Origin of the sequence: Streptomyces sp. WAC 01529 (assembly GCF_003945545.1) — a bacterium.
Lineage (GTDB): Bacteria > Actinomycetota > Actinomycetes > Streptomycetales > Streptomycetaceae > Streptomyces > Streptomyces anatolicus.
This window is the reverse complement of record NZ_CP029617.1, coordinates 7,333,509-7,355,012: the sequence shown is the minus strand read 5'-3', so window position 1 is coordinate 7,355,012 and position 21,504 is coordinate 7,333,509. Positions and strand designations below refer to the sequence as shown.

Annotated in this window: 18 protein-coding genes and 1 tRNA gene; 8 read left to right on the top strand and 11 right to left on the bottom strand. The window is 72.7% G+C overall.

Features of this window, described 5'->3' with window-relative positions; translation table 11 throughout:
* Positions 1-26: 26 nt before the first annotated feature.
* Entirely contained in the window at positions 27-2,345 is a 2,319-nt protein-coding gene (locus tag DMA15_RS32645; protein WP_125516284.1) for a collagenase, read from the bottom strand.
* Between the two features lie 202 nt (positions 2,346-2,547).
* A complete protein-coding gene (locus DMA15_RS32640) occupies positions 2,548-3,669 on the bottom strand; it encodes an MFS transporter (protein ID WP_125518153.1) in 1,122 nt (373 codons plus the stop codon).
* 315 nt (positions 3,670-3,984) lie between these two features.
* Here DMA15_RS32640 and DMA15_RS32635 point away from each other — a divergent pair, with 315 nt between their 5' ends.
* The 7 genes from DMA15_RS32635 (at position 3,985) to DMA15_RS32605 (ending at position 10,860) form a co-directional block, all read left to right on the top strand.
* Positions 3,985-4,749 (top strand): helix-turn-helix transcriptional regulator, encoded by a 765-nt coding sequence (locus tag DMA15_RS32635; protein WP_125516283.1) that lies wholly within the window; start codon positions 3,985-3,987, stop codon positions 4,747-4,749.
* A gap of 98 nt (positions 4,750-4,847) precedes the next feature.
* The gene (locus DMA15_RS32630) at positions 4,848-6,068 is read left to right on the top strand and encodes an FAD-binding oxidoreductase (protein ID WP_240660067.1); all 1,221 of its coding nucleotides are present in this window, start codon (positions 4,848-4,850) and stop codon (positions 6,066-6,068) included.
* A 49-nt stretch (positions 6,069-6,117) separates the two neighbouring features.
* A complete protein-coding gene (locus DMA15_RS32625) occupies positions 6,118-6,486 on the top strand; it encodes a (2Fe-2S)-binding protein (protein ID WP_125516282.1) in 369 nt (122 codons plus the stop codon).
* Complete coding sequence (locus DMA15_RS32620; RefSeq protein ID WP_206302886.1) at positions 6,467-8,143, top strand: NAD(P)/FAD-dependent oxidoreductase; 1,677 nt, start codon at positions 6,467-6,469, stop codon at positions 8,141-8,143. The genes DMA15_RS32625 and DMA15_RS32620 overlap by 20 nt, the downstream gene beginning before the upstream one ends.
* On the top strand, positions 8,140-9,048 hold the full coding sequence (locus tag DMA15_RS32615) for a dihydrodipicolinate synthase family protein (protein ID WP_125516281.1): 909 nt from the start codon (positions 8,140-8,142) through the stop codon (positions 9,046-9,048). Before DMA15_RS32620 ends, DMA15_RS32615 begins: the two co-directional genes overlap by 4 nt.
* A 44-nt stretch (positions 9,049-9,092) precedes the next feature.
* The gene (locus DMA15_RS32610; protein ID WP_125516280.1) at positions 9,093-10,097 is read left to right on the top strand and encodes a proline racemase family protein; all 1,005 of its coding nucleotides are present in this window, start codon (positions 9,093-9,095) and stop codon (positions 10,095-10,097) included.
* A 100-nt stretch (positions 10,098-10,197) separates the two neighbouring features.
* A complete protein-coding gene (locus tag DMA15_RS32605; protein WP_125516279.1) occupies positions 10,198-10,860 on the top strand; it encodes a GntR family transcriptional regulator in 663 nt (220 codons plus the stop codon).
* Between the two features lie 106 nt (positions 10,861-10,966).
* Here the strand turns inward: DMA15_RS32605 and DMA15_RS32600 are convergent.
* Positions 10,967-11,054, bottom strand: a tRNA-Leu gene (locus DMA15_RS32600).
* Positions 11,055-11,315: 261 nt separating this feature from the next.
* Here DMA15_RS32600 and DMA15_RS32595 point away from each other — a divergent pair.
* A complete protein-coding gene (locus DMA15_RS32595) occupies positions 11,316-12,557 on the top strand; it encodes a DUF2254 domain-containing protein (protein ID WP_240660316.1) in 1,242 nt (413 codons plus the stop codon).
* Between the two features lie 63 nt (positions 12,558-12,620).
* Here the strand turns inward: DMA15_RS32595 and DMA15_RS32590 are convergent, their stop codons facing one another.
* From DMA15_RS32590 to DMA15_RS32555, 8 genes are all read right to left on the bottom strand, one after another.
* Entirely contained in the window at positions 12,621-13,658 is a 1,038-nt protein-coding gene (locus DMA15_RS32590; RefSeq protein ID WP_125516277.1) for a sugar phosphate isomerase/epimerase, read from the bottom strand.
* Between the two features lie 148 nt (positions 13,659-13,806).
* Positions 13,807-15,222, bottom strand: coding sequence for a nucleotide pyrophosphatase/phosphodiesterase family protein (locus DMA15_RS32585; protein WP_125516276.1), 1,416 nt, complete (start codon positions 15,220-15,222; stop codon positions 13,807-13,809).
* The gene (gene eboE / locus DMA15_RS32580; protein ID WP_125516275.1) at positions 15,219-16,388 is read right to left on the bottom strand and encodes a metabolite traffic protein EboE; all 1,170 of its coding nucleotides are present in this window, start codon (positions 16,386-16,388) and stop codon (positions 15,219-15,221) included. Before eboE ends, DMA15_RS32585 begins: the two co-directional genes overlap by 4 nt.
* 3 nt (positions 16,389-16,391) lie before the next feature.
* Positions 16,392-17,240, bottom strand: coding sequence for a TatD family hydrolase (locus DMA15_RS32575; protein ID WP_125516274.1), 849 nt, complete (start codon positions 17,238-17,240; stop codon positions 16,392-16,394).
* Between the two features lie 8 nt (positions 17,241-17,248).
* Positions 17,249-17,935 carry an EboA domain-containing protein gene (locus DMA15_RS32570; protein ID WP_125516273.1) on the bottom strand — a complete coding sequence of 229 codons (687 nt, stop codon included), beginning with the start codon at positions 17,933-17,935 and terminating at the stop codon, positions 17,249-17,251.
* Entirely contained in the window at positions 17,932-18,963 is a 1,032-nt protein-coding gene (locus DMA15_RS32565; RefSeq protein ID WP_125516272.1) for a sugar phosphate isomerase/epimerase family protein, read from the bottom strand. The genes DMA15_RS32570 and DMA15_RS32565 overlap by 4 nt, the downstream gene beginning before the upstream one ends.
* Positions 18,960-20,048, bottom strand: coding sequence for an SCO3242 family prenyltransferase (locus DMA15_RS32560; protein ID WP_125516271.1), 1,089 nt, complete (start codon positions 20,046-20,048; stop codon positions 18,960-18,962). The genes DMA15_RS32565 and DMA15_RS32560 overlap by 4 nt, the downstream gene beginning before the upstream one ends.
* Positions 20,045-21,367 carry an inositol-3-phosphate synthase gene (locus DMA15_RS32555; protein WP_125516270.1) on the bottom strand — a complete coding sequence of 441 codons (1,323 nt, stop codon included), beginning with the start codon at positions 21,365-21,367 and terminating at the stop codon, positions 20,045-20,047. The genes DMA15_RS32560 and DMA15_RS32555 overlap by 4 nt, the downstream gene beginning before the upstream one ends.
* Positions 21,368-21,504 lie beyond the last annotated feature (137 nt).

The following is a 21,504-nucleotide window of genomic DNA, read 5'->3' as shown; positions in this document are numbered from 1 at the left end:
CCGGGCACCGGCCCCCACCGTCCGGCTCAGCCCCTCAGCGGGCCCTCGCAGTCGAAGTCCGCGGTGCCCCCGCGGCCGTCGGACCAGATGTCCACCTTCCCGAACGAGCAGTTCATGTCGGCCAGGTTGTTGTGGCCCGCCTTGGCCCGGTCGAGCACGTAATGGTCCACCGTCTCCGACATGTCCTTGAAGACGGCGTCGGGATCACCGGCCGCACTCAGGCGGGCGGTGATCCGGCCGGTGCAGAGGTAACGCGGCCGCGAGGGAGCCCCGTTGGAACGGCACGCGGGCGTAAGGCCCGTCGTCGCCTTGAAGGAGCTGCGGACCTGGGCGGCCGTCGTGTCGCGCAGCCGGCCGACCGGGACGTACTTCGTGTCGGGGACGAACAGGTCGCCGACCCGCGCGATCTGCTTGTCGAGGAACGAGTCGTACGCGCTCTGCAACCCGCCGTCCTTGCCGAGCCGGTCGCGCCAGGCGTCGAAGGCCGCCGGGTCGTCGGCGCGCAGATGCCCGTACATCTCCTTGATCAGCGCGGGCCGTTCGGTCCACAGGTACTCGAAGAGCGTGCCCGCGTAGTCGTAGAAGCGGAAGCCGTCTCCTTCGTACGTGGCGTGCAGGATCTGGTCGACGGTCATTCTGGGGCCGCCGTCCGCCGTGTCGTCGATGATGCCCTGGACCAGCGACTTGCGGACCTTGACGCCGTCGTCACGGGTGGCGCCGGCGAAGAACTCGGCGGTGCCCTCGTCCATCGCCGTGGTGCGGTCGCCCTCGTACCACGGCCCCTCGCCGAAGAAGCCGGGGACCGCCCAGCGGCCGTTGAGGTAGTGCGTGTACTCGTGGCGGAAGAGTTCCTCCAGGGTCAGCGTCGAATCCTGCGGGACGCGCCGCTGATAGGTGTAGAAGGTGGCGCCGCGCTCGATGTAGACGCCGCCGTTGTTCGTGTCCATCCCGGTGAGCAGCGGGTGGTAGTTCTCGTAGTCGGCGCGTGAGGCGTAAAGGACCGTCGTCAGAGCGGCGTTGGGGTCCCCCGCCAGCGGCTCCTGGGTGCCCAGTACGCGGTGGAACTGCGCCTTGACCTGCTTGCTCGCGTAGTAGAGCTGATCGACGGTCTTGCGGTCGAGCGCCGTGCGGACCTTCATCCCGCCCTTGTCGTACGTGAAGGTGCTCGGGAAGACGCGGCGCTCGATGTCCGCCTTGCAGACCTTGTACGGCGCACAGGCGTCGAACTCGTTCAGCCAGAGGGCGACCTTGGCCCAAGGGGCGCTGCCCGTACCGAAGTTTCGTTCGGTGACGGCGACGAGGCCGCCGAGACCGGAGACGATCTCGCTCCGGAGCCCGTCGATCTGGCCGAACCTGCCGTACTCGCTGAGCGCGTCGCGCACCACCCAGGCGTTGGCGGTGCCCTTGAGGTGGGTGTGGCCCGCGAAGGCCTTGAAGGCGGCGCGGTAGGACGGATCGGCCTTGACCGCGGCGTGGAAGGCGGTGTCCTGGTTGCCGGGGTACACGCCGAGGTAGTTCACGGAGAGCGCGGCGAGCGCGGAACCGGCCCAGGAGGCGTCCTTCGCCGTGTCGGGGTGCGCGGCGTCCATGGTGGCCAGCACCCGCTGGATGAGTGGGAGTTGGTGCTGGCGCAGCCCGGGTGCGCTGGCCGCGTACAGCGCCTCGCGCAGGGATTCGGCGTTGGTGCGGGTCACGTCGAAGGTGCGGGGGGCCGCGCCGAAGGCGGCGACGGCGCGGCGCATGGCGTCGACGGTCGGGCCGTCGGTGACGTCGATCTCGTCGTGCGAGAAGTCCTGGTAGGCGACGGCGTGGAGATACGTGAGCATCTCCAGGAGGTTGCTGCCGTTCTTGCCGTCGTGGGCGGCGGCGAGCCGGGTGACTCGGCCGGAGACGGCCTGGACGTGCGCGTCCGACATGACGGGGGCGAGCCTCGGGTCCCAGGTCCAGATGAGGGTGCGCAGACAGCCGTCCGCGGTGACGGCGGGGTCGGCGAGGAAGTCGGTGAACTGCTCGGGCGACAGGCCGGTGACGCCGTCGAGGGTGCAGGGTGCGGCGGTGGGCTTGGGCTTGAGGGTGGGGTCGGGGTCGGACTTGGGGGTGCGGGCGCCCGGGGTGCCGCCTCCCTTGAGCCCGCCGGGCGCCGGGATCTTGTAGGCGCTCGGTTTGGGGGCGTTCGCCCTGCGGTCGACCACGTCCAAGGGGTTCGGCTCGGCGGTCCTGCTCGCGGAGGTGGTGGCCTTGGAGGCGGGGGCGGGGGTGGAGGCGGGGTCGGCCGCGTATCCGGAAGGGGCGGCTGTGGCGCAGAGGGTCGCCGCTATCGCGCCGGCGAGCACGGATCCGCGCATGGTTCTTCGTGGACGTAGCTGGGACACCGATGGCTCCTGAGTGGGGAGGTGGGGGCTGCGGGTCAGGCAACTGCCCTACGACAAACGGCAGTTGGGTGACCAGCGGTGACGCCCGCATGGCCGCCGTCGGACCATGTGATGCGTAACGTAGTAATGTGAAATTGCACTGACAACCCCTCAGGCGCGAGGAACCGCAGTGGAATTACCGCTGGTTCGGCTCCCGCAGGGACCGCAGCAGGAGCCAGCCGAGGGCGGGCAGCGCGATCAGCGGCGCGAGCGCGGTCCGCAGGGAGGTGGCGTCCGCGAGGGCGCCGATGAGCGGGCTCGCGAGGCCGCCGATGCTCACCGTCAGGCCGAGCGTGACCCCGCCCGCGGTGCCCATGCGGTGGGGCAGGTAGTCCTGGCCGAGGGTGATGTGCAGGGAGAACGGCACATACAGACCCGCCGAGGCGAGGGCGACGCAGAGGAGCAGCGCCGGGCCAGGAGCGAGGACGACGCCCGCCACGGCGAGGACCGTCAGCGCGTACGCCCCTCGCACCACCGGGAGGCGGCCGAGGCGGGCGGCGAGTCCTCCGCCCGCCACCGTGCCGATCGCGCCGCCGAGGTAGAGCACGAACAGCGCGACAGTTCCCGCGACTTCACCGCCACCGGTTCGCTGACGCACGTACAGAGCGATGAAGGTGCTGAGCCCGGTGAAGACGATCGAGCGGCAGACGACCGCGCCGGACAGCCTGAGGAAGGACGGCCAGTCGTCGTCGGCGGGGACGGGGCCCGGCGCCGCGCTCTTCGGGGCGGCGGCCTCGATGGCTCTGAGGCTCCGCAGCGCGGCCACGCAGAGCGCCGCCCCGGCGAGGGCGGGGACCACGAGGAGCGGCGAGGCGCGCAGACCGCCCGTGGCGATGACGGCGGCCGTCAGCAGGGGCGCGGTCGCGAAGCCGAGGTTGCCGCCGAGGGAGAACCAGCTCATGGCGGTATGGCTGCCGCGGCTCGCCTGCCGCGCCACGCGCGCGGCCTCCGGGTGGTAGGCGGCGACGCCGACACCGGATACGGCGACGACGAGCAGCGTCAGTCCATGGCTGCCGCCGACCCCGGCGAGGGCGACCCCGGCCCCGCCCACCAGCGTGCTCACCGGCAGCAGCCACGGCATGGCCCACTTGTCGGTGAGGGCGCCGAACAGCGGCTGCACGACGGAGGAGAGCAGGGAGGCGGCGAGGACGATGCCGGAGGCGGCCGCGTAGCTGTAGGCGCGCTCGGCCACGAAGTACGGCACGAGCGCGGCGACGGCTCCTTGATAGACGTCGACGCAGGCGTGGCTCAGGGCCAGGAGGGGGAGGGCGCGGGGCCGCCGGGGGCGGGGGTGGACGGTGGGCTCCGGCTTCCGGGTACGTGACGGCTGCTGTCCCCGGGGGGATCGCTTGGGTCGCGTACGTGGGGGCGGTTTCCGTGAAGGCTGCTTCGGTGAGGGCGATTTCCGTGAAGGCTGTTTCGGGGAGGGCGGTTTCGCTGAGGGCGGTTTCGGCGAGGGCTGCTTCGGGGAAGGCGGTTTCGGCGAGGGCTGATTCCGTGAGGGCTGCTTCGCTGGCACCGCCCCATCGTCGCCACGCCCCCCGCTGGCGCGCTTCCGATAAAGTGCCAACCCATGCCGGATATCCGCCACACCCCCGAGGCGCCCACCCGCACCCAGGTCCTGGCCCCCGGCGAACGCATCGACGCGCACCGCCACGACGACCACCAGATCATCTACGCGGGCTCCGGCGTCGTGGCCGTCACCACGGACGCCGGTACGTGGTTCGCGCCCGGCACCCGCGCGATCTGGGTCCCCGCCGGATGCGTCCACGCGCACCGCGCCCACGGTCAACTGGCCCTGCACCTGCTCGGCCTGCCCGCCGACACGAATCCGCTCGGCCTCGACGCCCCGGCCGTCCTCACCGTCAGCCCGCTGCTGCGCGAACTGATCCTCGCCTGCACCCGGACCCCGCACGAGGCCACCGGCGCCCCGGAGGACTCCCCCGAGCGGCGGCGGCTGCGCGCGGTGCTCCTCGACCAACTGCGCGCCTCACCACAGCAACCCGTCCAGTTGCCGACCCCCGCGGATCCGCGCCTCACGGCCGTCTGCGACCTGCTGCACGAGGACCCCGCGGACGCGCGCGGCCTGGCCGAGCTGGCCGCCGCGGCAGGCGCGGGCGAACGCACGCTCAGCCGCCTCTTCCGCCGCGAGCTGGGCATGACCTTCCCCCAGTGGCGCACCCAGCTGCGCCTCTACCACGCCCTGCGCATGCTGGCCGACGGCACGCCGGTCACCACGGTCGCGCACCGCTGCGGATGGGCCTCCACCAGCGCCTTCATCGATGTGTTCCACCGCGCCCTCGGCTACACCCCCGGCACGCACAACCGCCGCGACTGACCACGCGCCCGGCCGCGTCCGCCCGCGCCCGGCAGTGAGCAACTTCCTTTCGCGCACGCACCCTTGGCAGCACCAGTGCCATGTGAAATATTACTGCCGTGCTCACGGGACACCCTTCCGGACCACCGGAACCCTCGGACCTCATCGTCGTGGGAGCGGGAGTGGTCGGCGCCGCCTGCGCCTACTACGCCGCCCGCTCCGGCCTCCACGTCACCGTCATCGACCGCGGCCCCGTCGCGGGCGGCACCACGGGAGCGGGCGAGGGCAACCTCCTCGTCTCCGACAAGGAACCAGGCCCCGAACTCGAACTCGCCCTGCTCTCCGCGCGGTTGTGGCGGGAGCTGGCGGCCGAACTCCCCTCGTGCATCGAGTACGAGCGGAAGGGCGGCCTCGTCGTCGCGTCCACGGAAGCCGGGATGAGCACCCTGCGGGACTTCGCCGCGGGCCAGGGACGCGCGGGCGTCGAGGCGGTCGAAGTACCGCCCGACCGCCTCACCGACCTCGAACCGCACCTGGCCCCCGGCCTCGCCGGCGGCTTCCACTATCCGCAGGACGCCCAGGTCCAACCCGCCCTGGCCGCCGCCCACTTGCTGCGGGCCGCGGCGGATACCGGCCCCGGGCGCCTCACGCTGCGCCTCGGCGAGGAGGTCACCGCGGTCCTCACCGGGGCGGGCGGCGAGGTGCGCGGCGTACGGACCCGCGCGGGCGACTCACAGGCTCCGTACGTGGTCAACGCCACCGGCACCTGGGGCGGCCGGTTCGCCCGCATGGCGGGCGTAGAGCTGCCGGTGCTCCCCCGGCGCGGGTTCGTCCTCGTCACGGAACCACTGCCGCGCGTGGTGCGGCACAAGGTGTACTCCGCGGACTATGTGGCCGACGTGGCCAGCGGCTCCGCCGCCTTGCAGACCTCCGCCGTGGTCGAGGGCACCCCGGCGGGGCCGGTGCTCATAGGCGCGAGCCGGGAGCGGGTGGGCTTCGACCGCACCCTGTCCGTGGAGGTCCTGCGGCGCCTCGCCGCGCAGGCCACGCGCCTCTTCCCCGTGCTCGCCGAGGTGCGGGCGATCCGCGCCTACGCGGGCTTCCGCCCCTATCTCCCCGACCACCTCCCGGCGATCGGCCCCGACCCGCGCGTCCCCGGCCTGCTGCACGCGTGCGGCCACGAAGGAGCGGGCATCGGTCTGGCCCCGGCGACGGGTCTGCTCATCGCCGCGATGGTGACGGGGCGTGAGACTCCCATAGAGGCGGGTCCGTTCGCTCCGGCCCGCTTCCTCCGCGAGGAGGCCGCGTCTCTTCGCGAGGGGGCCGCGCCCTCCCCGTGACCACTCAATCTCCCCCCGCCCGCATCGACTTCGGAGAGGAGTCCGCGCCATGACGCAGGACGACGACCGGCTACCCGGCCATCGGACCGGTACCGAGCCCCACGGTGACCGGACGCCCGCCAGCCTCGTGGGCGCCTCGCCCGGGACCGCCTTCCCGATCACCTTCGACGAGCGTGAACTGACCGCCCTGCCGGGGCAGTCCATCGCCGCCGCGCTCTGGTCCGCCGGGATCCTCGCCTGGCGGAGCACCCGGGTCGGCGGCCGTCCGCGCGGCGCGTTCTGCGGGATCGGCCAGTGCTACGACTGTCTCGCGACCGTCAACGGACGCCCGAACCGGCGGGCCTGCCTGGTCACCGCCCGGCCCGGCGACGCAGTGACCACACAGGAAGGAGACGGCCATGCCGGGCTCGACGCCTGAGGAGTCGTACGACCTCGCCGTGCTCGGCGCGGGCCCGGCGGGGCTCGCCGGTGCCGTCACCGCAGCCGAACTCGGCTTGTCCGTAGCGCTGTTGGACTCGTCCGGGCAGGCAGGGGGCCAGTTCTACCGGCACCCCGCCCCCGCCACCGGCGCAGCCCGCCCCGAAGCCCTGCACCACGACTGGGCCACCTTCACCGGCCTGCGCGACCGCCTGGCGGCGAGCGACGTCACACCCCTCCTCGGCCACCACGTCTGGACGGTCACCCGGCACGTCGACCACGAGGCGTCCGGGGCGCGATGGACCGTGCACGCGCTCACCGGCGAGGACGGAAGCGGGCAGCGCCCCGTAATCATCCGGGCCCGCGCGATCCTCCTCGCGACCGGCTCGTACGAACGGCACCTCCCCTTCCCCGGCTGGACCCTGCCCGGCGTCGTGGGCGCGGGCGGCGCCCAGGCCATGCTCAAGTCCGGTCTCGCCCTGCCCGGCAGGCGCGTCGTCGTCGCGGGCAGCGGCCCGCTCCTGCTCGCCGTGGCCACCTCGCTCACCGCCGCCGGAGCCGAGGTCCCGGAGCTGATCGAGGCCTCCGGCTACCTCGGCTACGCCCGCCGCCCCGCCACGCTCGCCGCCAACCCGCACAAGCTCGCCGAGGCCGCGCTCCACGGCTCGGCCCTGCTGCGCCACCGCGTACGCCTGCGCACCCGCAGCGCGGTGACCGAGGCACACGGCGAGGACCGGGTGGAGGCGGTGACGGTCAGCCGCCTGGACCGCGACTGGCGGCCGGTGCCCGGCACGGCTCGCCGCATCGCCTGCGACGCGCTGGCGGTGGGCCACGGCCTGGTCCCGCAGATCGACCTGGCGACCGCGCTCGGCTGCGTCACGCGCCGCACCGCCGACGGAACCCACGCCCTCGAACTGAGCCCCCTGCAAGAGACATCGCTGCGAGGCATGTGGGCGGCAGGCGAGACCTCGGGCATCGGCGGTTCCGAACTCGCCATTGCTGAGGGCGAGTTGGCGGCACTTGCGATCACCGCCCGACTGACCGGCGTACGCCCCTCACCCCTCCCCCGACTGCGTGCCCTGCGCCGCCGCCGCGACCGGATGCGGGCCTTCGCCGAGACGATGACCGCCGCGCACGCGCCGGGCCACGGCTGGACGCGGTGGCTCACCGACGAGACGGACGTATGCCGCTGCGAGGAGGTGACGGCAGGACGCGTCCGCGAGGCCGTGGGCGAGTACGGCGCCCGTGACGCCCGTACCGTCAAGCTCCTCACGCGGGCGGGCATGGGCTGGTGCCAGGGCCGCATGTGCGGGGCGGCCGTGGCATGCCTCGCGGCGCGGGCCACCACGGCGCCCTCGCCCCCCGACCGGCGCCCGCTTGCTACGCCCATCTCCTTGGGCGCACTCGCCCGCCTCCCGGAGGCTTCCACGGCGCCGACCGGGGCGGGTACACCGGTCGGGCCAGTTGCTCCAGCTGCGCCGGTTGCGCCCGGCGCCCATGCCGGGGCCCCTGCGTCGGCCTCGCCCGGGGGCCCTACCGGAGGCGCTGGAGCCACCGAACCCACCGCACCCATCCAGCCTACGGCCCCCATCACACCCACCGAAGCCACGCCCCGGACCGACCCCCACCCACACCCAACAGAAGGGCACCCGTCATGACCTCCCCCACCTGGACCCCGGACCGCCCCTGGCGAGGCATCATGGTCGCCACCGCGCTGCCCCTCCGCGAGGACCTCTCCGTCGACTACGACGCCTACGCCGAGCACGTCCGCCACCTCATCGCGAACGGCTGCGACGGCGTGGTCCCCAACGGCTCCCTCGGCGAGTACCAGACCCTCACCGACGACGAACGCGCCCGCGTCGTCCGCACCGCCGTCGAGGCGGCGGGCGACGGGGCCCGCGTGATGCCCGGCGTCTCCGCCTACGGCAGCGCCGAGTCCCGCCGCTGGGCCGAGCAGGCGGCGGAGGCGGGGTGCGGCTCGGTGCTGCTCCTGCCGCCGAACGCCTACCGCGCCGACGAGCGGGCCGTTCGCGCCCACTACACCGAGGTCGCCAAGGCGTGGGTGCCCGTGGTCGCGTACAACAACCCCCTGGACACGAGGGTCGACCTGACGCCCGAGCTGCTCACGCGGATCCACTCGGACGGCTCGATCGTGGCGGTCAAGGAGTTCAGCGGCGATGTACGCCGGGCGTACGAAATAGCCGAACTCGCGCCGGAACTCGACCTGTTGATCGGCGCGGACGACGTCCTGCTCGAACTGGCGCTGGCGGGCGCGGTCGGCTGGATCGCCGGCTACCCGAACGCCTTCCCCGCCACCTGCGCGGAGCTGTACCACGCCGCCTGCGCCCGGGACCTGGACACGGCCCTCCCCCTCTACAAGTCGCTGCACCCGCTCCTGCGCCAAGACTCCAAGACGGAGTTCGTGCAGTCGATCAAGCTCTCGATGGACCTCGTCGGCCGCGTTGGAGGCCCGACCCGCCCGCCGCGCGCCGCGCTGACCGGCGCCACGGAGGCGGTGGTGCGGGCGGCCACCGAGAAGGCGCGGGCGGCCGGCCACCACTGACCCCACTCGCCCCGCCTGCTCCCGCCCGTCCCGAGAGGAGCCCCATGCGTACCCGTCACGTCTTCCACGCCGTCGACTCCCACACCGAGGGCATGCCCACGCGCGTGATCACCGGTGGCGTAGGGGTGATCCCCGGCGCCACCATGGCCGAGCGCAGACTCCGCTTCATCGAGCACCTGGACCACCTGCGCACCCTCCTGATGTACGAGCCGCGCGGCCACTCCGCGATGAGCGGCGCGATACTCCAGCCCCCGACCCGCCCGGACGCCGACTACGGGGTCCTCTACATCGAGGTGTCCGGGCTGCTGCCGATGTGCGGCCACGGCACCATCGGGGTGGCGACCGTGCTGGTGGAGACCGGCATGGTGGAGGTCACCGAGCCGGTCACGACCGTCCGCCTGGACACACCGGCGGGCCTGGTCTCCGTCGACGTGCGGGTGAGCGACGGCGCGGCGACGTCGGTCACGCTCACCAACGTCCCCGCCTTCTGCGTCGCCCTCGACCGCAAGATCGAGGTGCCGGGCCACGGGACGGTCACGTACGACCTGGCCTACGGCGGGAACTTCTACGCCTTCGTCCGGCTCGACGCGTTGGGGCTGCCGTTCGACCGCGCCCGCAAGGACGAGCTGCTCGCGGCGGGCCTCGCCCTCATGGACGCGATCAACGCCTCGCCGGACCGCCCCACGCACCCCGAGCAACCGGAGATCGCCGGGGTGAAGCACGTCTACCTGGCCGCGCCGGGCTCGGACGCGCACCGCTCGCGGCACGCGATGGCGATCCACCCGGGCTGGTTCGACCGCTCGCCGTGCGGGACGGGCACCTCGGCGCGGATGGCGCAGCTGCACGCACGCGGCGAACTCCCGCTGGACCGCGACTTCGTCAACGAGTCGTTCATCGGTACGGAGTTCACCGGGCGGCTGATCGCGCGGACGGAGGTGGCGGGCCTGCCGGCGGTCGTGCCGCGGATCACCGGGCGGGCCTGGATCACCGGCACGGCGCAGTACTTCCTGGACCCTGACGACCCGTTCCCCGCGGGCTTCACCCTCTGACTCCCACCGGCTCCCACCGGCTCCCCGCCGACCCAACTGGCAACGTGACATTGTACTTTGGTGCTCCGCGCGGGCGCGGGGCCCACCGGAGGGGAGCACCATGGGGCATCTGAAGCAGAAGAACCTCATCACCACCAGGGAGCGGCTGCGCGACCAGGTCGCCCACGCGTTGCGGGCGGCCCTGATCTCCGGTGAGCTGCGCCCCGGCGAGATCTACTCCGCGCCCGGCCTCGCCGAGGACTTCGGCATCTCGGCGACGCCCGTACGCGAGGCGATGCTGGATCTGGCCCGCGAGGGCCTGGTCGAGCCGGTGCGCAACAAGGGTTTCCGCGTCACGGAGGTCAATGAGCGCGACCTCGACCAGTACACGGAGATCCGCGCGCTGATCGAGATCCCCATGATCGGCCGCATCACCCGCACCGCGGCCCGCGAGGAGCTCGAGGTGCTGCGCCCGGTCGCCGAGGAGATCGTGCGCGCCGCCCGCGACCACGACCTCATCGCCTATCTGGAGGCCGACCGCCGCTTCCACCTCTCCCTGCTCGCCCTCTCGGGCAACGACCGCCTGGTGGAGACGGTCGGCGACCTCCGCAAACGCTCCCGCCTCTACGGCCTCACGGCCCTGGACGAGCGCGACCAGCTGACCCCCTCGGCCGAGGAGCACATCGAGCTGCTCGACCTGATGCTGTCGGGCGACGCGGCGGCGGCGGAAGAGTGCATGGCGCGCCACCTGGGACACGTACGTTCCCTGTGGGCGACGTCGTGACACCGCCCCGGCCCCGCCCATATCCGTGGACGACTCACCCCGTCCGTTCCGCCAGTTAACCGGAGAAACAGAAAGACCCCAGATGAACTGGGGTCTCTGCTGGTGCTGGTGTCCGAGGGGGGACTTGAACCCCCACGCCCGTTAAAGGGCACTAGCACCTCAAGCTAGCGCGTCTGCCATTCCGCCACCCGGACTAGGTGTCTGCCGCCGTGCGGGGTGTTCCCCGCGGCGACATGGACAACAATACCAAGGTTTCGGAGTGCCTTTCACCTGCGTATCCGTGCGCCGACCGCCGGATGCACGGCCGGACGCGACGCCCCGCCTACAGTCTCACCATGAGTGACGGACTGATTACGGGCGCTGCCGGTCCTACGGGCCCCACCAGGGCGTTCGGGCGGGGGAAGGTGGGGCGGCCCCGCCTTCTGTCGCCCTTGCGGGAGCATCTGCGGGACACCATGTGGTTCGCGCCGACCGCGGGGCTCGTGGGTTCCATGGTGCTGTGGTGGGCCGCGGCGGAGCTGGACGCGGAGATCGTACGGATGCTCCAGGAGACCGGCGATCACGACGCGATCAAGAGCCTGATCGGTGTCGCCAACGACGCCAAGGCGGTGATCAACACGATCGGCAGCGCCATGATGACCTTCATCGGTGTGGTCTTCAGCATCTCGCTGGTGGCCGTGCAGATGGCCAGCGGGCAGTTCAGCCCGCGGGTGGTGCGGCTCTACGTACGGTCGCGCATCACCAAGGCCACGCTCACCGTCTTCATGGCGACGTTTCTGTTCGCGCTGATGACGCTGACGTCGTTCGACAGCGAACGGAATCCGCGTCTGGTGACGAGCGTGCCACTGATCGAGTCGATCCTGGCGCTGCTGATGGTGCTGCTGAGTCTCCTGCTGTTCGTGGCCTATGTGAACGGGACGGTCCGGATGATGCGGATCGGTTTCGTGATCGACCGGATCGCCCGGGACGCGCTGCGGGTGGCGGTCAGACAGCCGATCGAGCTGCCGGTGGACACCGGCCGGCTCGGCCCGGAGACCGCCCGGATCACGCATCACGGCAGGGCCGGGGTGCTGCGGGACGTGAACATCGCGCGGGCGGTGCGGGCCGCCCGGCGCCACGGGGTCGTCCTGCGGCTGATTCCGCGCATCGGGGACTTCGTGGTGCCGGGCACGCCGGTGTTCACGGTGCACGGCGGGGCGGCGCCGTCGCGGCGGGCCCTGAGGTACACCGTGTCGGTGGGGGTGGAGCGGACCTTCCACCAGGATCTCGGCTTCGGTCTGCGGCAACTGTCCGACATCGCCCTGCGGGCCCTCTCCCCCGCGGTGAACGACCCGACCACCGCCGTGCAGGCCCTCGACCGCATCGTGCAGTTCCTGGCCTCGGTGGCCCCGCATCCCCTGGGCGCGCTCGGCCACCGCGACCGGCGCGGGGCGATCCGGCTCGTGCAGTCGGTGCCGGACTGGACCGCGCTGGTGGATCTCGGGTTCGCCGAGATCAGGGCGTACGCGCCCGGCAATCCGCAGGTCACCCGGCGCATGCTGGCCGGTCTGGACGACCTGCTGCTGCTCGCCCCCGAGGAGCGCCGCGAACCGCTGCTCCGGCACCGGGAACTTCTCGCGCGGTCCGTGCAGCGCTCGGTGCCGGAGCCCGCCGACCGGGCGTTCGCCCTGCGGCCGGACCGCCAGGGCATCGGGTGAGGTCGGCGGTCTGCCGGGCTCAGCCCCCGCGGCCTGTGGGGTCAGTCCCCGCGGCCTCTGGGATCAGTCCCCGCAGCGCCCCGACCGCAGGGAGTGCAGATGCTCACTGGACTTGCGGGCGAAGGCGTAGGACTCCACCGGGTTGTCGTGCTCGGCCTGCCAGTGGTGGTAGCGCCTGCCGTGGTGGGTGCGCGCGGTCACCTTCGACAAGAACTTCTTGTAGTCGATGTCACCGTCCCCGACGTCGGACATGCGGTAGCCGTCGCGGGTCGTCTCGTCGCGCACCCCGTCCTTGACGTGGAACAGCGGATAGCGGTGCGGCTGCCTGAGGACGTAGTCGACCGGATCGAAGGGGGCGGGCCTGCCGTCGGGCCGCTTGCCGAACCGGAACTGGGCGCAGTAGGCCCAGTAGATGTCCATCTCCAGATACACGCGGTCGGGCTCGGTCTCGGCGAGCAGCACGTCGTAGAGGCGGACGTTCGGCTTGTCCGTGGCGAAGGAGAACTCCTCGGCGTGGTTGTGCTGGTAGAACTTCATGCCCCGCTCGCGGGCCGCCTCTCCGTACGTGTTGAAGTCCTCGGCTGCACGTTTCCAGGCGTCGACGGTCGAGCCGTAGCGGAAGGGGCCCGACGCGGTCCCGATGTGCTTGAGCCCGAGGGCCTCGGCGTCGTCGAGGACCTTGGTGAGGTTCTGCGCGAACGTGTACGCGTTCGGGTTGTTGTCGTCGTAGTAGCCGACGTGGGACCCGATGGGGTGCAGTCCGTGGTCGCGGGCCAGCGCCTTGAGCTGGGCGAGGGTAATGGGGCCCGCCGAGCCCTGGCCGTATCCGGCGAACTCGATCTCGTCGTAGCCGTACTTCTCCAACTCGGCGAACACGGCCGCGAAACCGAGGGTGGAGACCTTGTCGCGGAGGCTGTAGAGCTGGATGCCCAGGCGGCCGGGCGGCAGTACGGGCCGGCCGCGGCCCTTCTCCCCCGCGATGGCCGGGGTGGTGGCGCCGGCGAGGGCTGCGGCGGTGACGCCCGCGGCGACGCCGAGCATGCCGCGTCGGCTGAGTCTGTGAGCGAGTTCCGGGTCGGCGGGGGCCTGCTTGCGGTTCATGGGGGTTCTCCTCGGCTTGGCTCAGGGTCGTCTCAGGGATGGGTTCGAGTAACGGTTCAGGGATCGCTGGGGGCCGGACCCTGATGGCAGGGCCCGAGCCGTCTGGTTCAGTGGAGATCGAGCAGATTCCGCGGCGCGGGCGGTGAAGCTAGTGCAGGCCCGCGAGGTGGAGGAGGAGCGATTTCACCTCGGTGGCCGCGACGCGGCCGCCGACGGCACGGGGGGTGGAGCACAGGATGAGCGGACTTTCGTCCTCGCTCGTGGGGAGGCGGCCATGGCTGCCGCGAATAGGTGAGGGATCCAGGGGCACGACCGCCATGCGGTAGCGCATGCCGAGCTTCTTGCGGGCCAGCGCGCCCGCGGCCTTGACGCGGACGTAGGGGTCCTTCGGGTCCATGAAGAGTTCGACGGGGTCGTAGCCGGGTTTGCGGTGGATCTCGACGAGCTGCGCGAAGTCGGGCGCGCGGGCGTCGTCGAGCCAGTAGTAGTACGTGAACCAGGCGTCCGGCTCCGCGACGGCGACGAGTTCGCCCGAGCGCGGATGGTCCAGGTGGTGCGCCTTCTTGCCCTCGTCGTCCAGGAGTTGCTCCATGCCGGGGATGTCCTGGAGCGCGGCGCGGGTGGTTTCGAGGTCTTCCGGGCGGCGGACGTAGACGTGGGCGATCTGGTGGTCGGCGACGGCGAAGGCCCGGGAGGCCATCGGGTCGAGGTACTCCATGCCGTCCTGCGTGTGCACCTCCAGCAGGCCCGCGCGGCGCAGGACGCGGTTGATGTCGACCGGCCGTTTCACCCGGGTGATGCCGTACTCGGACAGGGCGACGACGGTGCGTCCCTCGGCCCTGGCGTCGTCCAGGAGCGGGGCGAGGGTCGCGTCCAGGTCGGCCGCGGCCCGGTGGGAGCGCGGGTCGTCGGGGCCGAAGCGTTGCAGGTCGTAGTCGAGGTGGGGGAGGTAGCACAGGGCCAGGTCGGGGCGGCGGGTTTCGATGATGTGCCGGGTGGCGTCGACGATCCAGCGGCTGGAGACGATGTCGGCGCCGGGGCCCCAGAAGTGGAAGAGGGGGAACGTGCCGAGTCTGTCGGTGAGTTCGTCGTGCAGGGCTGGAGGCCGGGTGTAGCAGTCGGGTTCCTTGCGGCCGTCGGCGTAGTAGACGGGGCGGGGGGTGACGGTGAAGTCGGTGTCGGCGCCCATGGCGTACCACCAGCAGATGTTGGCGACGGTGTAGCCGGGGTGCGCGCGACGTGCGGCGTCCCACAGCTTGTCGCCGGCGACGAGACCGTTGTGCTGGCGCCACAGGAGTACGTCGCCGAGTTCACGGAAGTACCAGCCGTTGCCGACGATGCCGTGCTCGGCGGGGGTGGTGCCGGTGAGGAAGGTGGACTGGGCCGCGCAGGTCACCGCGGGCAGGACGGTGCCGAGCGTGGCCCGGGATCCGGAGTGGCCGAGCGACTTGAGGTGGGGCATGTGGTCGAGGAGGCGGGGGGTGAGGCCGACGACGTCCAGGACGAGGAGGGGGGTGGGGCCGTGGTGCGGGTCGTGGTGCGGGTCGTGCGGGGTGTGGCTCATGGGAGTTCCTTCAGGCCGAGGTCCGTCAGGAGGTCGCGGGCGAGGGCGAGTTCGGCGGCGATTCCCTCGGTGAGCTGGGTTCTGCCGCGTGGACGGAGTGCGGGAGGAAGGGCCTGCCAGGTGTAGGTCTCGACCTCGAGGTGGCGGGTGAGGGGGGTGGCTGCGCCGACGAGTCGGGCCAGGGCGTCCCGGAGCACGGGGAGCGTGGAGGTGAGGGGCGCGGCGGGGGCCGCGTGGAGGGGGACGTGGAAGTGGGCCCGCCAGGGGGCCGTGTCGGGCAGTGCGTCGCCGGTGAGGGCCTCGTCGAGGTCGTCGGTGCCGCGCAGTCCGTCGGTGGTCAGGGTGCGGGTCTGGTGGAGGAAGCGGGGCTCGTCGAAGGCGGCGAGGGCCTCGCGCACTTCGGGGAGGTGGGGATGGTCGGCGTGCAGGGCGGCGGAGAGCTGGGACTTGACGACGGTGACGCCCGCGACGGCGAGGGCGCCGAGGGCCGTCTCCGGATCCTCGAAGGAGGTGGCGAGGTGGCAGGTGTCGACGCAGACACCGATGCGGTCGTGCCCGATCGCGGTGAGGGGGGCGATGGCGTCGGCGGTCGTCTCGACGGTGCAGCCCGGTTCCGGTTCGAGGCCGACGCGGATGGAGCGGCCGGTCAGCTCGTCGAGGGCGTCCAGCCGTTGGGCGAGGGCGGTGAGCGCCGCGCGGGCGGCTTCGGCGTGGGTGGAGTGGAAGGGGGTGCGCCAGGCGAGGGGCAGGGTGGAGATGGTTCCCTCGGTGACGTCGTCGGGGAGCAGGGTGGCGAGCAGCCGGGCCAGGTCGGTGGTGTGGGCGAGGCGCGCCGGGTCGGTCCAGTCCGGCTTGTACACGCGGTACTTGACCTGTTCGGCGCCGAAGCCCTCATAGGGGAAGCCGTTGAGCGTGACGACTTCGAGGCCGCGCCGGTCGAGTTCGGTGCGCAGTCCGCGCAGGGCGGCCGGGTCGGTGACGAGGGCGTGGGCCGCGTCCTTGGCGAGCCACAGGCCGATGCCGATGCGATCCCTGCCGAGCTTCTTGCGCACGGGTTCGCAGTGGTCGCGGAGTTGGGCGAGGACGCCTTCGAGGGTCTCGGCGGGGTGGACGTTCGTGCAGTAGGCGAGGTGGACGGTGGAGCCGTCGGGGTGCCGGAAGCGCATGGCTCACGCCCCGCCGCGCAGGATGGAGTTGCCCTCGTGGGTGGTGTCCGTGCCGGGGACGTCCAGGGCGAGGCGGCCACTGAGGCCGTAGAAGGCGACGGGATTGCGCCACAGGACGAGGTCGACGTCGTCCTCGCCGTATCCGGCGGCGAGCATGGCGTCGGCGACCTTGCGGGTCTTGAGGGGGTCGCTCTTTCCCCAGTCCGCGGCGGAGTTCACCAGGACCCGCTCGGGCCCGAACTCCCGCAGGATCGCGACCATCCTCTCCTCGTCCATCTTGGTGTCGGGGTAGACGGAGAAGCCGAGCCAGCAGCCGCTGTCCTTGGCCTCCTTGACGGTGGTCTCGTTGAGGTGGTCGATCAGTACGCGCTCCAGAGGCAGCGCGGACTCGCGGACGACGTCGAGCGTGCGGCGCAGACCGGCGAGCTTGTCGCGGTGCGGGGTGTGCACGAGGGCGGGCAGTTCGTGGTCGGCGGCGAGCTGGAGCTGCGTGGTGAGCGCGGCGTCCTCGGCGGGTGTCATGGAGTCGTAGCCGATCTCTCCCACGGCGACGACGTTGTCCTTGACGAGGTAGCGGGGCAGTGCGTCGAGGACGGGCGTGCAGCGGGGGTCGTTCGCCTCCTTGGGGTTGAGGGCGAGCGTGCAGTGATGGGCGATGCCGTACTGGGCGGCGCGGAAGGGCTCCCAGCCGAGGAGGGAGTCGAAGTAGTCGAAGAAGGAGGCGGGCGAGGTGCGGGGCTGGCCGAGCCAGAACGCGGGCTCCACGACCGCGCGGACACCCGCCGCGTACATCGCCTGGTAGTCGTCGGTGGTGCGGGAGGTCATATGGATGTGGGGGTCGAAGATACGCATCGGGACTCCTACTCCTCGCCGGTCGAAGGGGCCGCGGGGCCCGCGGGAGCCTTGGGGGGTGAGGCGGGCCCCGGGGCGGTCAGGGCCAGGACGCGATGCAGGTCGCCGGGGACGGCGCGGCCCGCGGCGGTGCGTTCGCTCGCGTAGTCACCGAGCATGCGGGCCAGTTCGCTGTCACCTCGGGCACGCCTCGGCAGGTCGGCGACGGCCTCCACGGGGACGCCGGTGAACAGGCACTTGAGGACTGCTTGGCGCCAGTGGTGCGGGGTGAGGTGTGCGGCGGCGTACGGGCCGACGGCCGCGGTGACGAGCCGGGTGTCGTTGGTGCGCAGGGCGTCCTCGACCAGTGGCAGTGCTTCGGGCCCCGGCACGAGGTGCGGCAGGGCGTGCAGGACGGCGCGACGCTCGGGTGCGGTGCCCTGTGCGTAGACGCGGGCGAGGGTGGGCGGGTCGGCGGAGGCCGCGTGCAGGAGCAGGACACGGGCGGCGTCGGCGTGGTCGGGGCCACAGCGGCGCCCCGCCTCGGCGATCCGCAGCTCCCAGGTCGGGATGGGGCCTTGTGTCTGCTCCGGCTCGCTTCGCTCGGCGTGGGCCGCGGCCTCGGCGGTGGCCTGGTCGAGCCAGGCGCGGGCGGCTCCGCCGAGGTCGGCTTCGAGACGAGTGCGGAGGGCGGTGATTCCGGGGGTGTCGGTCACGGGGTTCCTCCTTCGGCGGCGGGGGCGAGTGCCGGGGCGGGCGTGGTGGAGCGGCGGAGGAAGTCGAGGGAGTGGGTGGCGAGTTGGGGGCCCGCGTGGGAGTGGCGGGGAAGTTCGACGACGGTCAGGCCCTGATAGCCGACGGAGGCGAGGGCCTTGAGGACGGGCGGGAAGTCGATCTCTCCGTCACCGAAGGGGAGGTGCTCGTGGACACCTCGCCGCATGTCCTCGATCTGGACGTGCCGAAGCCAGGGGGCGGCGGCACGTACGCAGTCGGCGGGAGGGAGTGGTTCGAGGCACTGGCAGTGACCGATGTCGAGGGTGAGGCCGAGGAGGTCAGGCGAGGGGTCGCCCAGTTCACGGCGGAGGTGGTGGAAGTCGGCGAGGGAGGCGAGGAGATGGCCGGGCTCGGGTTCGACGGCGAGCGGGACGCCGGCGGCGGACGCGGCGTCGAGGACGGGACCGAGGGCGTCGGCGAGGCGCTGCCACGCGATGTGGTCGGGGGTGTCTTTCGGGCGGATGCCGCTGAAGCAGTGCACGGCGTGGGCGCCCAGGTCGGCGGCGACATGGACGGCGCGGACCAGCAGACGGACGCGGTCGGCGCGGCGTCGCGGGTCGGGATCGAGGAGGGAGGGGCCGTGCTTGCGGCGCGGGTCGAGGACGTAGCGGGCGCCGGTCTCGACGGTCGCGGTCAGGCCGAGGCGGTCGAGTCTGCGGGCCACGTGGCGGGTGCGGGCGGCGAGGTCGGGCGCGAGGGGGTCGAGGTGCATGTGGTCGAGGGTCAGGCCGACACCGTCGTAGCCGAGGTCGGCGAGGAGGTCGAGGGCGTCGTCGAGACGGAGGTCGGTGAGGCCGTTGGTGCCGTAGCCGAAGCGGAGGGTGCCGTCCGGGTGTGCGGGGTCGGGCCCTTGCCCGTGCTCGTGGGCGGGCTCGGGCGCGGGCCCGGGGGCATTGGGCGGGTCGTAGAGACCAGTCGGGCTGGACGGGCCAGACGGACGCTGAGGTTCCTGGGAAAGGGTGCCGCTCATGTGACGCTCACCTTCCGTGCGAACTTCCGGGCGGCCGGGGCGAGGGCGGCGGTCAGCAGAGCGGTGCCTGTCGCACCCGCCCGGGCGGCGAGCGCGGCCTGCAGCGGGATCATGGCGCGGATGCCACCGCCGACGGCTCGTTGCGTGAGGGGAGGTGAAGGGTTGAGGGCGGCGTGGAAGAGGGGCTTGGCGGCGGTGCCGACGTAGGCGAGGGCGAGGGCGGCGCGGAGCGCGTGGCGAGCGGCGTCTCCACGGGTCCCGGAACCGGCCCAGGCCCCGGCCTCAGTCGAGACTGGCCCCCGTCCCAGTACGGCCCCGGTCGAGCCCGGCCCCCGCACCCGCCCGGCCCCGGTCACACTCAGCCCCCGTCCCAGTACGGACCCGCCCGCGCTCGGCCCCGGCCGCACCCCGGCGACACCGGTCACACCCCGCCCCCTCCCGAAGCCCGCACCGAGGCCGCCCCGTCCCGCGCCCACGAGTCGTGCCACGGCCGCCGTCACCGCAAGGGCCGCCAAGGGGGCTGCCGAGGAGCCGCCCTGGGCTTCGCGGCGGGAGACCAGCGTGACCGCCAGGGTGTGGGCGGCGAGGGCGGCGGCGGAGGGCAGTGCCCGCTTGGCGTGGGGGCCGGTGCTCGGGCCCACCGTGGCGGTGGCACCGAGGAGCAGGTCCAGGCCACGTGCCCCGGCCATGGCAGCGGGGCCCGCGGGGGTGTGCTTCAGGCCCAGGTCGTACGCCCACACCGTAGCGGCGAGCGTGCCCGCGACCGCCAGGGTGGGGCGGCCGGCGCGGGAGGCGAGGGCCAGGCCCGCCGCGGTGAGGGCGGTTGCCGCCGCGAGGGCCGCGGGCGGGGTGATACGGCCCGAGGGCAGGGGGCGCTCAGGGCGTTCGACGGCATCCTCGGCTCGGTCCGCCCAGTCATTGAGGGCCATGCCCGCTTCGTACAGGCAGAGGGAGGAGGTGAGGGCGAGGAAGGTGCGGTGGTTGGGGCGGGCGCCGGTGGCGGCGGCACCGGCGAGCGCGTCGCCGGGGACGGTGAAGAGGGCGGGGACGCGCAACAGTTCGGCCCAGTCGCGTGCGGCGCTCACCGGGCGTCCCGCAGCTGGTCGGCGAGGGCGAGCAGGGCGCCGTACTGCTCCGCTAGGGCGGCGCTCGCGCCGTCGTCCGGGTCCTTGAAGTAGAAGGCGAGTTCGGGGAGGGGGCCGGACAGGCCGCGTTCGTGGGCGCGGGAGGTCAGGCGGGCGAGGTCGAGGATCAAGGGGGCCGCGAGGGAGGAGTCGCAGCCCTGCCAGGTGGTCTGCAGGACCATGCGGGTGCCGAGGAAGCCGTCGAAGGCGATGTGGTCCCAGGCGGTCTTCCAGCCACCGAGGGAGGGGACGTCGTCGATGTGGACCTCGCCTTCGGGGGCGGCGCCGAGGGTGTCTGCGAGGACGCGTTCCTTGCCGGCGTTCTTGGCCGCCGCGGCGGCGGGGTCGGCGAGGGCGGCGCCGTCGCCGCCGCCCAGGAGGTTCGTGCCGGACCAGGCCCGTACGGCGAGGGCACGCTGGGCGAACATCGGGCCGAGCACCGAGCGCAGGAGGGTCTGGCCGGTCTTGCCGTCCCGGCCCGCGTAGGGCAGGCCGGAGGCGAGTGCCGCCTCGGTGAGGAGGGGGTGGTGCAGGCCTGTGGAGGGGGTGAAGTTCACGTAGGGGCAGCCGGCTCTCAGCGCCGCCGCGGCGTAGAGCGAACTGGCGGGCAAGCGTGCCCCGCCCCCCGAAGCGGCCGGCCCCCTCGCCGAATCGGCCAGCGCCCTCACCGAAGCCGCCGCGCCGCCAAAACTGCCGTCCACCCCACCGAGCGCCTCCGCCGACCCGGTGCCGTCCCCCGCCGCTTCCGCCGAGGAAGCCGCCCGCTCCCCTGCGGAAGCCGCCCCGGAACCCCCACCACCACCCACCCCAACCGGTTCCGTCGAAGCCACGTTGATCACGACCAGGCGTGAAAGGCCCCGGCGGCGGATGAAGTCGCGTAGGTCGGAGGCGAAGGTGTCGATCAGTTGCTCGTCGGTGCGGGTGTCGCCCGGGAGGGGGCCGCCGGGGCGGATCTCGGTGTCCGCCGCGGCGAGTTCGGTGTGGACCGCCGAGGGGAGGCCGTACGGGAGGACGCCGCCCGCGGCGAGTTCCTCGGCGCGTTTGGGCAGGGGGCAGTTGGCGGTGTCGTGGCCGCCGAAGACGAGGGAGGACAACGTTGGCAGGCCGCAGTCCGCGAAGGGCGGCGTCTCCGTCACCATGCCGACGGGCGGGTGCAGTCCGGCCGCCACTGCCGCGCACCCCGCGATGGCCGTGGTCGCAACCGAACCTCGCGCGCCGATCAGCCAGACCCCGACGAGGGGTGTCGCGACGGAAGAAGTAGAGAGCGCGTATGTGGGCACGGCTGCCTCCTGCCTGAGCTGATGGGAACGTGATCGGAAGCTGAGGGGAACCTGCTCGGACGCCGATCGGAAGCTGATCGGAAGCTGATCGGTATACGTGTGGCGCGCGGGACGCGCCGTGGGAAAGACGGCGGGCG

What these genes read in the sequence shown, in the direction of transcription:
- DMA15_RS32645 (WP_125516284.1), bottom strand. Translation starts at nt 2,345, where the DNA reads ATGCGCGGATCCGTGCTCGCCGGCGCGATAGCGGCGACCCTCTGCGCC.
- DMA15_RS32635 (WP_125516283.1), top strand. Translation starts at nt 3,985, where the DNA reads ATGCCGGATATCCGCCACACCCCCGAGGCGCCCACCCGCACCCAGGTC.
- DMA15_RS32625 (WP_125516282.1), top strand. Translation starts at nt 6,118, where the DNA reads ATGACGCAGGACGACGACCGGCTACCCGGCCATCGGACCGGTACCGAG.
- DMA15_RS32620 (WP_206302886.1), top strand. Translation starts at nt 6,467, where the DNA reads ATGCCGGGCTCGACGCCTGAGGAGTCGTACGACCTCGCCGTGCTCGGC.
- DMA15_RS32615 (WP_125516281.1), top strand. Translation starts at nt 8,140, where the DNA reads ATGACCTCCCCCACCTGGACCCCGGACCGCCCCTGGCGAGGCATCATG.
- DMA15_RS32610 (WP_125516280.1), top strand. Translation starts at nt 9,093, where the DNA reads ATGCGTACCCGTCACGTCTTCCACGCCGTCGACTCCCACACCGAGGGC.
- DMA15_RS32605 (WP_125516279.1), top strand. Translation starts at nt 10,198, where the DNA reads ATGGGGCATCTGAAGCAGAAGAACCTCATCACCACCAGGGAGCGGCTG.
- DMA15_RS32595 (WP_240660316.1), top strand. Translation starts at nt 11,316, where the DNA reads ATGTGGTTCGCGCCGACCGCGGGGCTCGTGGGTTCCATGGTGCTGTGG.
- DMA15_RS32590 (WP_125516277.1), bottom strand. Translation starts at nt 13,658, where the DNA reads ATGAACCGCAAGCAGGCCCCCGCCGACCCGGAACTCGCTCACAGACTC.
- DMA15_RS32585 (WP_125516276.1), bottom strand. Translation starts at nt 15,222, where the DNA reads ATGAGCCACACCCCGCACGACCCGCACCACGACCCGCACCACGGCCCC.
- eboE (WP_125516275.1), bottom strand. Translation starts at nt 16,388, where the DNA reads ATGCGCTTCCGGCACCCCGACGGCTCCACCGTCCACCTCGCCTACTGC.
- DMA15_RS32575 (WP_125516274.1), bottom strand. Translation starts at nt 17,240, where the DNA reads ATGCGTATCTTCGACCCCCACATCCATATGACCTCCCGCACCACCGAC.
- DMA15_RS32565 (WP_125516272.1), bottom strand. Translation starts at nt 18,963, where the DNA reads ATGAGCGGCACCCTTTCCCAGGAACCTCAGCGTCCGTCTGGCCCGTCC.